The following is a 14,212-nucleotide window of genomic DNA, read 5'->3' as shown; positions in this document are numbered from 1 at the left end:
AGGAAAGATTCTATGCGGCTTGGCCTTACAGCATATGGCACCGTTTTTAGCATGGGCCTGGCTCCCCAGTCCGGGCGCCCCCGGATCAAGCCGATCCAGCTTTTAGAGCGCGCGCGGATCTGTGGACTGATGGGAGCTGAACTGCCGGCAGTGCTTCTGGAGGGGGAGGACATTGATGCTGTGGCGCGGTACGCTCGGGAGCATCAGCTCTTCCTGAATCTGGCAACAGGAGGATATGCCCCTGAAAAGCTGGCGGAAACGCTTGAACTGGGAGCGCGGCTAGGCGTGGAAACAGTGCGTACCGTGGTAGGAGGCGCGCAAATCGGCGGGGATCGCAGGCTCATTGCAAACCGTTGGAAGGCGTTTTTAGAAGAAGTGCTGGAGGGATTGCGCGCGGTCACACAGGTTGCCGAACGTGTCGGAGTGAATCTCGCCGTCGAAAATCATCAAGACCTGGCTTCGGAAGAGCTTCTCTGGCTATGCAACGCTATCGACTCATCCCGCTTTGGAATTACGCTGGACACTGGTAATCCGCTGGCTACGGCTGAAGAACCCCTGGACTTTGTCAGGCGCATCGGACCACATCTCAAAAACGTCCATCTCAAAGACTACTGGATCTTTCCTACAGACGAAGGCTATCGCCTGGCACGCAGTCCCATAGGTCAGGGAGTCATCGACTTCCCGCACCTTTTTGCCATTGTGGCAGAATTTTGCCCAGATATTACCATGTCCTTGGAAATGGGAGCCTTAGAGGCGCGTCATATCCGAGTGCTAGCTGACGATTACTGGCCAGCGTATCCACCGCGCTCAGCGTCACAGCTTGCGCGTGTGCTGCGCTTCGTTTATACGAACGCAAGACAATCCGAGAAATGGCAAACGCCTTTTGAACGCCATGAGCCAGCCGAGGTCATCGTGGCCTATGAAGAGCAACAGCTGATGGAAAGCCTGACCTATCTCAAGCAGTTTACACATGCGTAAAAAGCGCAGGCCCAATCATCAAGCGGATCAGATCAAAGACCAGTAGTCGCTTTCAAGAAATCAAGGCAGAGAATGAGCACGCAACGTATTTATCTTGTTGGGGCGGGAGTCATCGCGCGTTCCCACGCCGCCGCTATCCAACGCCTGCCTGACCCGGAACAGGTTATGCTGGCGGTCACAGACCCCAATCCTCAAGCGCTGGCAGCTTTTGTCAGGGAATATCCTCAGGCGCGGGCCTTTGAGGACGCGCAAACCATGCTGGCTGAAGCAGCAGATGAGAATGACATCGTCATCATCTCAGCTCCACCGTTCGCGCATGAAGAACTGACCTGTGCCGCGCTGGCTACAGGCCGGCATGTGCTGTGTGAGAAGCCCCTCGCGCTCAATCAGGAGCAGGCGCGGCATATGCTGGCGGTAGCCCACGCTTATCACCGTTTGCTTGGCTGCTGTAGTGTCAGGTGTCTCAACTGGCCGCCAGCCGAGGAGGCACGCCGTCTCCTGCAGAAGCAAGCACTGGGCCAGCTTTATCATGTGCGCTTTCTCAATCTAGAGCAGCGTAATCGCCCAGGGATCGAGTTTCAGCCTCAGACACACTGGTTTCTCGACCAGGCCAGAAGCGGTGGTGGAACCTTAATGGATCGTGCTCCCTACGAATTTACCGTGCTCAATGATCTCTTACAACCCAGGCGCGTGGAAGTGCTCAACGCCTGGCTGGCCAATCCCGCCACCGCCCTGCACCTTCTTCCGCAAACCATCGTTGACGTCGAACAGCACGCCGGAGCTACGCTCCGCTATACGCTCGTCGATGGCAGCAACGTGATCATGAATTACGAACGCGCCTCCGGCACTCATAGCGAGGAGCAGTCCATGATCGAATTTACCGGCGTCAACGGTTCCTTACGCTGGAGTTGGCCATTGTCCAGAGGTCGTGCCACCCTGACGCACACCTATGACCGCGATGGGGCAAGCGAGAGCCGAATCATCGCTTTCCCCCCACCGGCAGCAGAGGCCCTGCGCTTCGGAGAGAAACCGCTCGTGTATTTCTATCAACGCATACACAATCAACCATCAGCAGCAGTAGTAAATGAGCAAGCACTCTTCAATTTTTCCTGTATCCGTGCCATCTACGACTGCGCAACATCGGGACTGCCCCAGGTTGTGGAGAAGCAATCTCTTTCGTAGAAGATGTAATTCTCATCAAACTGGAGTGGTGGGTGATGGTTACTCGCTAACTGCCTATACTGCTGGCTTGTATTGGTCGAGCAGCACATCATGGAGGCAGGTAGCCACCACTAGAGACACAAGGGTGTTTACCCCGCTTTGTTTTGGAGTATGTGGGAAGATAAGAGTGTGTCTTGCTACGGACACACTTTAAAAATGGGGCAAGCTCAATTTTTCAATGATTAGATATATTTATATCTTGCAATTGCCAAGCGTTGGATGTATATTACAGAGGTAGCAAGCGAAATAGCTGCGGTGGATTGAAACGCTTAGACCGTGTGTCTTTCCGGGCGAGGTGCCAGGATAGGAGCGGTAGAATCGTAAGAGCGTCGTGACCGTGACTTGGCGCGGGACCTGTGAAGCCCTGCACCGGAATCAAGAGAGGGGAGCTAGCTGATGGCCATCTTCGGCGATCGTATCTTGCGCTGCACCGATGGGCACCTGTTCGTGGCGAGCCAGACGTCCCGCCTATTCGGCTCCGTGCATCTGGGCCCATTCCGGAGGATGCAGTGCCCGGTAGACGGGAAGATCGTGACCGTGAGTAACGTGAGGGCGGACACACTGACCCCGGAGGAACTGGAGGAAGCCCGGAAGTACAGGACATAAGCGGCCAGCAGCGTTGCGGTCTCGTACCTGATCAGGCACACTGCTAGCAGTGTGCAAGCCGTGCTGCAACAAATCGGCAATCCAATCCGCGTCCTGAACGCCCGTTTCACGACCGGGCACAGCCTTCATATAGTGAGTGATTGGATCAACGAAAGACCTGAAAGGGAAGAGTGGTGGATGGTGGTCCGCTACAACTTGAAGAGATATTTCTCAGGCTCATCTGGCTGGATATAGACATTGACTTTGCTCTTGTTGGGATAGAGGACGCGCGGGAGATTATGTACCCAACGACTTTCATAGTCATAGGAGAGATCTGTTAGGGGATCCTTCCAATGTGCATAGACCTTATACTTTGTATAAATGCGGCGGTTGTAGACTCGTTCGCGTTCTTCAATATCAACAACTGTGGCAATGACTTCTTTCCCATGGGTCTTATACCAGCGGCTTCGATAGACCTGGATACCAATGTAGATCAAGAAACCGAGTAAAACTATGCCTGCCAGAACAAGAAGAATCAAGAGATCTTGTGACATATCAAATCCTTTGAAGATGCTTTGCGTGCATTCTAATAGGTAAATATGGCACTGTCAAGAGCGGGAATCCCAAAGAGAAATGGCTAGATGTCCGCCCTCGTCTTGTTTGCTGTACACATAAGGTGAAATGTATGAGGCAGGCCCGATGTGGAGAAGGCCCCGGAAGCGCAGATCCTGATCCTGATCCTGTGCCTCTGGGGCCTTTTTCAGGCGTCCTATGGAGGAGGTGCCTGGCATGAGGTTTGCTCGCCGCGTATTCTGGCCAGCTCGTCGTGGACGCTGATATCTTCGCCAGCGAATTTGAAGAGCAGGCGCATGGCGGTCTCATCGCTGAGCCAGCCCTGGGCCTTGGCGGCGGTGAGGGCCTGCGTGAGGGCGTTAGCGGCCCCGGCAAGCTGCTTATTATCGTCGAGGTCGATCTCGGGAAAGATCAGGTCATAGCTGAGATTGACGTTTTCGCCGAGGCGACCGGCGCTCTGAGCCTCGGCAAGCACGCGGTCGAGGATACAGCGCAGGATATATTTCATATAGCGCTGGCGACGCTGAAACTTGAGTAGGGTGGGCATGCCCATCTCGGCGGCGGTGGCGCGATTGCCGTTGCTTGAGTCTGCCAGGTAGTGTTCTGGTAGGCCCGCGCCAACTGCGATCATAAGCTTCAAGGCCCGTCCATCCTCTTTGGCGTCATTGGCGTTGATGGCGGGCTGGACGGCCTGCCAGCTCTCTGCCTCGTTATGCAGCAGGACGGAGCCAGGCTGGGGAGGCGTCGAATACTCCATGCGCTTGGTATCGATGGTCTTGCGATCGGCCCCGCGCAGGGTCACATCCCAGATGAAGGCCCCTTTATATTTATTGATGCGTACACGGTCGGTCAGCCAATCTTTATAGCGGCGGAGCCAGGGGAGCATGGTTGCCAGGTCGGAGTTGCCACGCTTGGCGTTGGAGACCTTGTTGATGGCGAATTGCTGCATCTGGCTGTCGGCCTCAAACCACTCGCCCTCCGTCTCGCGCTCTCCCGGCCTGAAGACCAGCTTTAAGCCGCCAGTCGTCGAGGATGGAGCGCTGGCACTCTCGCCCACCGGGCGGCGATGAAAGCGGAGTGGTGTCTCGATATCCTCGGGATCGGTCTCGATCTGGTCGATAAGCGAGGGGTCGGTCAGGCGCACCTTGACGCTGCCATCGAAGCGATTGACGAAGTAGCGCACAAAGATCTCGCCATACAGGGCCAGCTCATTGCAGATGGTGTAGACACGCTCATCCATACTATTGGCCTGCCAGAACTCGTCGAAGACCTTCTTGACACGTTTATTGCTGGCATCCAGCTTGACACCGCGCCCCAGGACAAAGCTGGTCGTCATCTCAATGATGGCGAAGGCCAGGGGATTGGCGTGATAGGCCTCGTAGACTTGGTTGTGCATCTCCAGGTAGGCTGAGGGCACAAGATCCTTCAGGTAGAAGTTGTCCGAGAGGCGCCGCCAGTAGTAGTCCTCCTCGGTGCCGCTGGCATAGCCCCAGCGCCGCTCCTCCTCCACACCCGCTGTCGAGGAGAAAAAACCGGGATTCATCTGCTCACTGATACGCGCACCCCGCGCGCCGCCACTCACTGCCTGGCGTATACGTCCAAACCACGATACCTGCTGCTTCTGTTCCACACGTCACCCATCCCTTCCAACACGCGCACGTATAGAGAACACTTTACGAGGATATACTGGAGAGGTTTGTTTTGAGGAAAAACTATGCAACTGTAATTATAACATAAACATGTAAAAAAAGCAAATAAGTAGTAATCGATGGCAGGGCAATCGCATCTAATTTGGGGAATTGGCTCTACAAGCCATGCCCTAACAAGCCCATTTTTAAATCTCTGCTGTATAGATGCTCTCTACAGGCCGCTTGAAAATTTAGATGCGATTGCCCTGTAATCGATGGAAGATGACGACGTTCCATCTTTCTCCGCCTGGAACTGGCTTGTTGGTCTGTGAAGGTGTCATCGCGTCATCCCTTGAGTGCGCCCTGGAGGAAGGCGAGCAAGGTGTCGATTTCGCTCACGTAACTCGTGGATGTGCTGTCTTTACGTTCCATTATCAGGAGTGATACGTAGAGGGTTCCCACATAACGACCAAGTTTGTCGTCTGAGATATCAGTACGGATCTCGCCCCGTTGCTGCCCTTGTTGAACAATCGTGACAAGTGTCTTGAAAAAGCCATGACCGTGGCTGAGCTTCATCATTGCAGGCTGTGGCTGAAAGAGTTCGGCTCGCAGACCTCGCTCCATCTCAGGGAGTGTGAGTACTTGCTCGTAGATGCTCATGAACAGAAACCGTAACACATCACGTGTGGCTGGTTGCTCCTTCAGATAGGAAAGTATCTGTGGCTGAATATTCTTCTCGTAGAGGTCATTTGCGAAAGGAAGCAGCAGGGCTCGTTTGGTGGAGAAATAATTAAATAATGTGGCCCGGCTAACCTCGGCCTTATCTGCGATGTTGTCCATCGTCGTCTGGTCGTAGCCAGCGGTTGAGAATAATTCGATCGCTGCCTCAATAATACGCCGCATCGTACGTTGCCGATTTCGTTCACGCAGGGGTAAACGGTCAATCTCTTGCTTCACGCATGTCCACTCCCTTTCAAGAAAATTGGCGCGTTCACTCTCCATAGTGGAGATGACTGATTGATTGTAATGCGCCCGCACTGCAATCAATCAGTATCTGACGCTTTCGACTAAAATGCGACGGGAAGGCTGGTCAGACCACGCAGATTGAAGGAGCCTCGCCAGGTAACCGATTCGCGTGGTACATTGAGTCTCAGGTCGGGCATACGCCGTAGCAGTGTCGTGAAGGCAATGTCTCCTTCCAGACGAGCGAGAGGGGCACCCAGGCAGATATGAATGCCCTGCCCAAAGGCGATATGCCGATTCAAGTCACGTGCAATATCCAGTTCATCGGACTGTGAGAACTGTGTTTCATCACGATTCGCAGACGCCAGTGCCGTAATAATGATATCACCTTTGCCAATGTGCTGCCCGCCTAGCTCTGTGTCTTCTGTGGCAAAGCGTGGCGCGGGCATGAGCACCGGTCCGTTAATGCGCAAAAGCTCTTCTACTGCTGAGGGAATAAGGCTCATGTCGGCCTTCAACTTTGCCAACTGTTCTGGATTATCAAGCAAGACGAGCGTCCCGATGCCAATCAGGTTGGATGTCGTCTCATGGCCCGCGAAGATGAGCAGGCCCACCATCGAGAGGAGTTCTGGTTCACTGAGATAGTCGCCTTCGGTTTCGGCCTGGATAAGCTGGCTGATCAAATCGTCCTGTGGGTTCTTGCGCTTCTCGGCGACCAGTTCCACAATGTAGTTGGAGAAGGCTTGAATGCGTTTGCGACGTTGCTCATCGCCGGGCCCTCCAGTGGCAAGAGCCTCTGACCACTGGCGAATTTGCTCCCGGTTCTTCTTAGGTACCCCGAGCATATCGGAGATGACATTGATGGGGAGCGGATAGGCATAGTCATGCACAAGGTCCATATGCCCCTGGTCCTGTACACGATCAAGCAATTCATCGGCAATATGTTGAATGGAAGGTCGCAAGCTCTGGATATATTTGGGCGTAAAGGCTTTGGAAACCAGGCCTCGAAGACGACGATGGTCTGGCTCGTCGACCGAAATCATGGATTGCCCGAGTAGACCAGGAGCGTCAGCGAACTCACGTTCCCGTTGCCGAAAGAAACCTTTCGAGTCGGCTGCCCTTCTATCAACAGTGAAGCGTTTGCTGTCCTTGAGGACCTGTACTGCTTCCTCCATTCGTGTAATCATCCAGGCTTTCTGTCCGTCACTGTATGGAAGAGGAACCGGGAGAACGGCCCCCATTGAGCGTGCCATGGCAAGCAATGGAAACGGATTCTCAGAAGACTGGTTGCTGAAGAAGTTGAATGCAACTCCTCCACCGTTCATATCAGGTTGCTTATTCACACAGCTTCTCCTCTCATCTGTTTGCTATATTGAATATAAGCATACATCGGGAACAAACTTATACTGAGTATAAGATTTTGGAGGCGCAGGTGTCAATGGAAAAGTGGGGAGTGCAGAGGGGCGTCAGCCCCTCTGCGTCCCTTTCCCTACCGCCGCAGGCGGTATGAATCCCTTTCAAACGAAATTGAACAGCGTACTAGCCCTCAACAGGGGCCAGAGAGAAACAGAAGAAGGAGAGAGATATAATGAGTGAACGAGATCCCAACACGCGCATGCGTGCGCGCGAGGCGGGGATTATCCTTGGGACACTGCCTCCGGGAACAACCAATAGCATCGCCGATGTCGCAGGCGTACGTGTTGGCCATACGACGCTCATACGCGGAAATGGCGCACTGGTCCGCGGAGTGGGACCGGTACGCACGGGTGTCACTGCAATCCTGCCGCACGACGACGATCTCTTCCGCTTGAAGGTGCCGGCTGCAGCTTCGGTGTTCAATGGTTTCGGCAAAACCATCGGCCTGGTACAGCTTGCTGAGCTTGGGCAACTCGAAACGCCCATTCTGTTGACAAACACGCTCAACGTGGGTCGGGTCGCTGACGCGCTCGTGGCCTTTATGGTCGAGCGAAACCCGGCGATCGGCGTCACGACGGGCACGGTCAATCCCGTCGTGTGTGAATGCAACGATGGCTTTCTTAACGATATCGGGGGTCGGCATGTCGGGGAGCAAGAGGTACGCGCTGCGCTCACTGTTGCTCCTGGCACGCCGGTCTTGGAGGGCAACGTTGGAGCAGGAACAGGGATGACGACTTATTGCTTTGCTGGCGGGATTGGAACAGCTTCCCGGTGTCTCTCGCCCGCTCAGGGCGGATACACGCTCGGTGCGCTAGTACAGTCGAATTTTGGGCGCTGCGGCGATTTGATTATCGGTGGGGTTCCGGTCGGTCGTGAACTGGAGGAGCAGCGCCAGAAGCGTGTGGCGCAACACGTGGGACAGGAGCCGGGACGGGAGCAGGGGTCAATTATTGTGGTATTAGCAACCGATGCGCCCCTTGATGCGCGCCAGCTTGGTCGCCTTGCTCGGCGGGTGCCGCTTGGTCTCGCACGCACCGGGACCTCTGGCGGACATGGCAGTGGCGACCTGGCTATCGCCTTTTCGACGGCTGACCGCATTCCACATGATGCAGGCCCTCTCGTCCGCAGCGTGCAGGTGCTCAACGAACAGAACCCAGCCATAGATGGGCTCTTCGCAGCGGTGGTCGAGACAACTGAAGAAGCCGTGATCAATGCGTTGTGTACCGCGCACTCCATGGATGGGCGAGATAACCATTGGGCACAAGCCCTTTCACTCGTCGAGACCCTGGCCATTTTGAAGCGGTATGGACGTATCCAGTGAAAAATTCCTGTTGCGATTATTGTAGGAGTTTTGGGGCAAATTTGGGTTCAACCAACTGCTGTGCGATTTGAATCATAGTATGCCCCTCTCTCTCGCTCTGGCAATCACCTGGATGCGGTTCTGGGCGTCTAGTTTCTGGCACAGGTGCCTGATATGGACTTTGATCGTGCTCACCGCGACGATCAGCGTGTCAGCAATTTCTTGATTCGACATGCCTGCAGCGACAAGTTGGAGGACTTCATGCTCCCGCTCGCTCAAACCGCCAGAGGGTTCCAGTGGATCGAGGCTTTTGCCGAAGGCATCGAGCAACTGGCGTGCATATCCCTTTGCGCTCCCTGCTTTCTCAATTCTCTGCAAGAGTTTTTGCACTGGCTTCCCCAGGTCAAGAAAGGTGCGCAAGTATCCCTCTGGCCCCGCCAGTTTGAGCGTCTCGCCAAGCAGATGCACGGCCTGCTGTTGTTCTCGCAATCCGCTCAGGGCGATCGCTTGCAACGCCTGGACCGCGAAGGCGTTTTTCAGATGTTTTCTCTGCCGTGCGATAGTTCCGACCGGCTCAAGCAGGTGGATCACTGCGCTGTACTTCCCTTCGGCCAGCCAGACCCTGGCTAACATCAGCCGCTCGTCTTCCTGCTCGTCGCCTGGCGCGTACTCAGCCTCTTGCTCGGAGTTGATCCCCTGTTTGCGGAGCGCCCACTTCGCCTTTCCCAGATCCCCCTCCAGGAGGGCCAGGTGGACGGCAATCGCGGCCATGCGTTCGCTCAGCCAGGTGACTTTTCCCATCAGGGCAATCTTTTCCGCTTGCCACACGTGCTGCCACCCTTGCTCGATCTCTCCCTGAGCTGCGGAGATGAGGGCCAGGAGACAGTAGCCATATAAGAGCGATTTGATCTCCCCACAGCGTTCGCCCAATTCGATCCCCTGGAGGGCATGGCGGCGGGCTGCAACGAGCTCATTGCGTTCGTAGCAGAGCTCAGCCAGCCCGATATGGATAAAGCTCGCGACTGGCACACGCACCTGCTCTCCCTCTCCCACAAGATACAGAGCCTGCTGGAGAATGGCTTCTGCCTCGGTTAACTTGCCTTGATCCACACAGGTCGCAGCCAGGTAGCGGCTGGCGAACATGGCAGTGCGCAAGCTGCCCAGAGCAAGGCTGAGGTGTCGCGCTTCTGCAAGCAGGCGGTAGGACTCGTCGAGATTCCTGGATGTCCCGCTCAAGCCAAAGGCGACATCGGCACGCAGGAGCGCTCGCTCTTTCGGCAGAGCTTGCAGGGCCTGTTGGGAAAACACGATCACCTGGGGAATATCATCGCGAAAGGCGGCCAGTCTGGCGCGCAGGGCCGCGATATCTCCGCGTAGCGCACCGCTCACCGCTTCTTCGTGGCGCCTCTCGATGGCACAAAGCCTTGTTTCCACTTCCTCCAGATCACTGTGCCCACTCAAAAGCAAAGCCCAGGCGTGCAGGATCTCCAGATGTGGGTGTTCTTCGCGCGATTGATCGGGAAGCTTCTGCATCCAGGCCAGCAGTCTCCTAGCCTCACCCTTCTTCCACAACCATTCCTCACCCATGTGCGCAAGCAGACGGCTAGCCATCTCTGTATCCTGCGCAGCAAGGGCGTATTCCAGCGCCTCTTCTTTCATCCCCTGCTGCTCAGAGAAGTCAGCGGCCCGTCGGTATAATGGCGAGACAAGACCAGGCTGACTGCGCCGCAATTTCTCGCAGAGGAATTCGCGGAAAAGGGCATGATACCGATATCGCTGGCGCTCTTCGTCCAGCGGGACCAGAAAGAGATTGGCACGCTCGATGCTGCCGAGCAGGCTCCGGGCATACTCTTCTCTTCCCTGGAGTCCAGGGCTGTCACCCATAGCCGCACAAAGTGATGGAGTGAGTTCTGTCAGCAGGGCCGTCGACAGGAGAAAGCGTTGCACGGCCTCCGTCTGCTGGGCGAAGATCTCTTCGGCGAAATAGTCAAAGAAGGAGCGCTGGCTCCCGGTGAAACGTGACAGGACTTCACCTGGAGGCTCGTGTCCTCGCAGAGCCAGGCTCGCCAGGTGGAGACCTGCGACCCATCCCTCGGTCCGCTGTTCCAGGATAGCCTGTTCCTCATCCGAGAGTGTCACACCGGTGATGGTATGCAGAAAACGCCTGGTTTCGTTTTGCGTCAAGCGGAGATCGCTGGCCCTTAACTCGACGAGTTCCCCATACATGCGGGCTCGTCCCAGGGCCAACGGCGGCTCACTCCGGCTGGCAAGAATAAGATGAATATGGGCTGGCAGATAGGTCAGGAGAGCGTTCATGCCCTCATGGATCTGGGAATGCGTAATCACATGATAGTCATCCAGAATGAGGACACCAACTGGTTTCTTCCTCAAAGCACTCACCAGGGCAGCCAGGACAGCTTCCAGAGGCATCTGGGGCGTCGAGAAGAGCGGTACAGCAACATCAAAGTCAGCACTTTCCAGCCCGCCTCGCAGCGCACTCCAGATCGCGTTCCAGAAGCGGGCGGGTTCGTTGTCTCGTTCATTCAGGGTGAGCCAGGCGATGGTGCTTTCGTTTCCCTGTTGTTGCCTGAAGCGTTCATACCATCTGCTCAAGAGGGTTGTCTTCCCGAAGCCCGCCGGGGCGGTTACAAGCATGAGCTTGACACTCAGGCTTTGATCGAGACGCTCCAGCAACGTTGTGCGTTCAATCAATCTGTTTGCGGGGATGGAAAGCAGCGGAGGAAGAAATTTGGTTGGGACCAACGGCAGGTTTGGACGAAGCAAGGCCATATTCGGCTGTATGGCCGAATGTCCAGCCAGCATGGAGGTCACCTCATGAAGCCGTTCCAGGGTCAGGTCTTCGCAGCGCCCAAGATAGGTCTTGGCAAGTTTCCCACCCCGGCTCCGGTAGGCGATCCAGTACCACCCACCTCGTTTCCGGCGCTCCTTGCGCGCCGTAAATGAACCGGTTTCGTTCACAAAGAAAAAGGAACCGTTCTTCTCATCAGCCAGCCAGGAATACCATTGCTGTGACCCAACCGTCACCAAGGCTTTTTTGCCGTCCGGCAACACTAAGACTTCTTGCTCAACGCGTGGGGTTGTTCGTGCCATCCATCGTCTCTCTCATTCTGTCGATCATCATCACCTTCTGTGCCTACAGCATAGACGTCGAAGGCTCCTATTGTCAACAGAAGTCTGCTCACACGGCGGAGCTTTTTGAGCGGCTAGTTTCCTCTACTCATGTTCACGAGTGGAGGAAACTGGCCCGGTCTCTCGGAAATCAAAGACCAGCATCTATCCCAAATACTGGCTCGTCAGCGAATGCCTGGCGCCGAGTAGTTCTCGCGGTGTCCCCTCGAAGATGACCATGCCGCCCTTATTGCCGCCTTCTGGACCCATATCAATGATCCAGTCTGCGTTGCGAATCACATCGAGATGGTGCTCAATCACAATCACGGTGTTCCCGCCATCGACCAGCCGGTTCATGATGGTGAGCAGGCGACCAATATCTGACAGGTGCAGGCCAGTTGTCGGCTCATCCATGACATAGATACTGCCCTGTTTATGGAGTTCGCTGGCTAGCTTGAGCCTCTGGCACTCGCCGCCGGAGAGCGTACTTAAAGGTTGACCAAGTGTCAGGTAGTCAAGACCCACATCACTCATGGCCTGGAGTTTTTGCTGCACACCTTTGACTGTAAAAAACTCCAGCGCCTGGTGGATGGTCATGCCCAGGACATCGGCAATGGATTTCCCATCTAAGGTATACGTCAGCACCTCGTCCTTAAAACGCTTCCCACCACACACTTCACAAGGAAGCTTGACACCCTCAAGGAAGCCCAGGTCGGTGTAGGTAACGCCCAGACCCTGACAATTGGAGCAGGCCCCCTTTGAGTTAAAGCTAAATAGACCGGCATCGACGTGGTTCACCGCTGCAAAAGCTTTACGTACATCATCCATGATACCAGTATAGGTGGCGGGATTGGAACGGCTGGACGTACCCATAGCTGACTGGTCAATCACCACCGCGTCCCGGTGCTGGCCCAGGAAAGCCTCATTGATCAATGAACTCTTGCCCGAGCCAGCCACACCCGTGATTACCGTCAAGACACCGGCAGGAATATTTACGCTGACATCCTTCAGGTTATTGACCGTCGCATGAACAATCGGGAAGGTACCGCTGGCCTGCCGAAATTCATCCTTAAGCGGCCTTGCAGACTGCAAATGGTTGCCGGTGAGCGTGTCAGCTTTGAGCAGGCCAGCAAAGCTACCCTCGTAAACGACCTGGCCGCCTTCATTCCCTGCATATGGCCCCATATCCACAACGTAGTCCGCGACTTTTATGACATCGGGATCATGCTCCACCACAATCACCGTGTTCCCTTTATCACGCAATTTTTCGAGCAGCTCGTTCAAACGGTGGACGTCGCGCGGGTGTAATCCGACACTCGGTTCGTCGAAGACATACATCACATCCACGAGGCTCCCATTGAGATGCTTGACCATCTTCACTCGCTGTGACTCACCCCCGGACAGCGTATCGGTGGGTCGATCCAGGCTGAGATACTCCAGGCCAATCTCCACCAGATGTTGCAGCCGTTCGGTTAACGTGCGAACGATTGGTGCCGCCGCTGGTTCTGTGATACCCTTGACTACCTCTAAAAGCTCATCAACCTCCATCGCTGCCATGTCGGCAATAGTGTACCCCTTGACCTTACAGCTTAAGGCGGCCTGGTTGAGCCGGGCCCCCTTGCAGAGCGGACAGGGGCCGAGCTTCAATAAAGGCTCGACCTTTTGCCGGATGCGAGGCGAGAGCGTCTGGATGTCCCGCGCAACGAACTTGCGATTGAACTTGTACACCAGACCCTCATAGGTGTTGTACGCCAGACCCGTATGTTTGTGCGGTTCGCTGTAGAGAAGCAGGTCCAGTTCCTCTGTTGTATAATCGGCTATCTTCTTGTCGTTGTCGAAGTAGCCAGAATTCGCATAAAGATCGCTTTCCCATCCGGCCAGTCCTGGGGCGATGACAGCTCCCTCGTTCAGCGATTTTGTTGTATCAATCAGATCTTGCGGGGTAATGCCGACTTTGCGGCCAAGCCCATTACACTCCAGACACATGCCCTGGGGATCGTTGAAGGAAAACGCATTTGCAGAGCCCACGTAGGGTTGACCGATGCGCGAAAAGAGCAGGCGCAACACAGACGCGATGTCAGTAACCGTGCCCACCGTCGATTGCGATCCCCCACCCAGACGTTTCTGATCAACAATCACCGCCATGCTCAGGTTCTCAATCGTATCGGCGTCTGGTTGAGGATAGCGTGGCAGGAAGCTGCGAATGAACATGCTAAAATTCTCGAACAACAGCCGTTGTGCTTCGTTTGCTATGGTATCAAATACCACCGATGACTTCCCCGAACCTGACACACCGGTAAAAATGGTGATTTTGCGCTTGGGCAGCCTCAGTGAGACATCCTTGAGGTTGTTCTCGCGGGCGCCACGAATCTCGATATATTCTTGAACCATGCTGATCTATGTTCCCTCTTGATCTTTT

The 14,212-nt window shown here is 55.2% G+C and carries 10 protein-coding genes; 3 read left to right on the top strand and 7 right to left on the bottom strand.

The window, feature by feature from the left end; translation table 11 throughout:
• Positions 1 to 12: 12 nt before the first annotated feature.
• On the top strand, positions 13 to 978 hold the full coding sequence (locus KTE_RS29670) for a sugar phosphate isomerase/epimerase (protein ID WP_201387832.1): 966 nt from the start codon (positions 13 to 15) through the stop codon (positions 976 to 978).
• 72 nt (positions 979 to 1,050) lie between these two features.
• Complete coding sequence (locus tag KTE_RS29665; protein WP_201387830.1) at positions 1,051 to 2,160, top strand: Gfo/Idh/MocA family protein; 1,110 nt, start codon at positions 1,051 to 1,053, stop codon at positions 2,158 to 2,160.
• A 507-nt stretch (positions 2,161 to 2,667) separates the two neighbouring features.
• Here KTE_RS29665 and KTE_RS29660 read toward each other — a convergent pair.
• The 5 genes from KTE_RS29660 to KTE_RS29640 all read right to left on the bottom strand — a co-directional run bounded on the left by KTE_RS29660 (position 2,668) and on the right by KTE_RS29640 (position 7,291).
• Positions 2,668 to 2,925, bottom strand: a complete 258-nt coding sequence (locus tag KTE_RS29660) for a hypothetical protein (RefSeq protein ID WP_201387828.1) — start codon at positions 2,923 to 2,925, stop codon at positions 2,668 to 2,670.
• Between the two features lie 68 nt (positions 2,926 to 2,993).
• Positions 2,994 to 3,338 (bottom strand): hypothetical protein, encoded by a 345-nt coding sequence (locus KTE_RS29655; RefSeq protein WP_201387825.1) that lies wholly within the window; start codon positions 3,336 to 3,338, stop codon positions 2,994 to 2,996.
• A gap of 215 nt (positions 3,339 to 3,553) precedes the next feature.
• Positions 3,554 to 4,987, bottom strand: a complete 1,434-nt coding sequence (locus KTE_RS29650; RefSeq protein ID WP_201387823.1) for a phage portal protein — start codon at positions 4,985 to 4,987, stop codon at positions 3,554 to 3,556.
• Between the two features lie 343 nt (positions 4,988 to 5,330).
• Positions 5,331 to 5,942, bottom strand: a complete 612-nt coding sequence (locus tag KTE_RS29645) for a TetR/AcrR family transcriptional regulator (RefSeq protein ID WP_201387821.1) — start codon at positions 5,940 to 5,942, stop codon at positions 5,331 to 5,333.
• A 110-nt stretch (positions 5,943 to 6,052) separates the two neighbouring features.
• Positions 6,053 to 7,291: a cytochrome P450 gene (locus tag KTE_RS29640; protein ID WP_201387819.1), complete on the bottom strand. Its 1,239-nt coding sequence runs from the start codon at positions 7,289 to 7,291 to the stop codon at positions 6,053 to 6,055.
• A gap of 272 nt (positions 7,292 to 7,563) precedes the next feature.
• Between KTE_RS29640 and KTE_RS29635 the strand changes: the two genes are divergently transcribed.
• Positions 7,564 to 8,685 (top strand): P1 family peptidase, encoded by a 1,122-nt coding sequence (locus KTE_RS29635; RefSeq protein ID WP_201391019.1) that lies wholly within the window; start codon positions 7,564 to 7,566, stop codon positions 8,683 to 8,685.
• A 72-nt stretch (positions 8,686 to 8,757) separates the two neighbouring features.
• On the opposite strand, the gene KTE_RS29630 is transcribed toward KTE_RS29635, so the two are convergent.
• On the bottom strand, positions 8,758 to 11,775 hold the full coding sequence (locus KTE_RS29630) for a LuxR C-terminal-related transcriptional regulator (RefSeq protein ID WP_201387817.1): 3,018 nt from the start codon (positions 11,773 to 11,775) through the stop codon (positions 8,758 to 8,760).
• A gap of 183 nt (positions 11,776 to 11,958) precedes the next feature.
• Positions 11,959 to 14,184 carry an excinuclease ABC subunit UvrA gene (locus tag KTE_RS29625; RefSeq protein ID WP_201387815.1) on the bottom strand — a complete coding sequence of 742 codons (2,226 nt, stop codon included), beginning with the start codon at positions 14,182 to 14,184 and terminating at the stop codon, positions 11,959 to 11,961.
• Positions 14,185 to 14,212: the final 28 nt, after the last annotated feature.

Source organism: Ktedonobacter sp. SOSP1-85, from assembly GCF_016587415.1.
In the GTDB taxonomy this organism is placed as follows: Bacteria; Chloroflexota; Ktedonobacteria; order Ktedonobacterales; family Ktedonobacteraceae; genus Ktedonobacter.
This window is presented reverse-complemented; position numbering and strand designations above follow the sequence as displayed.

Coding starts and splice junctions, on each gene's coding strand:
- KTE_RS29670 (WP_201387832.1), top strand. CDS start 13: ATGCGGCTTGGCCTTACAGCATATGGCACCGTTTTTAGCATGGGCCTG.
- KTE_RS29665 (WP_201387830.1), top strand. CDS start 1,051: ATGAGCACGCAACGTATTTATCTTGTTGGGGCGGGAGTCATCGCGCGT.
- KTE_RS29655 (WP_201387825.1), bottom strand. CDS start 3,338: ATGTCACAAGATCTCTTGATTCTTCTTGTTCTGGCAGGCATAGTTTTA.
- KTE_RS29635 (WP_201391019.1), top strand. CDS start 7,564: ATGCGTGCGCGCGAGGCGGGGATTATCCTTGGGACACTGCCTCCGGGA.
- KTE_RS29630 (WP_201387817.1), bottom strand. CDS start 11,775: ATGGCACGAACAACCCCACGCGTTGAGCAAGAAGTCTTAGTGTTGCCG.
- KTE_RS29625 (WP_201387815.1), bottom strand. CDS start 14,184: ATGGTTCAAGAATATATCGAGATTCGTGGCGCCCGCGAGAACAACCTC.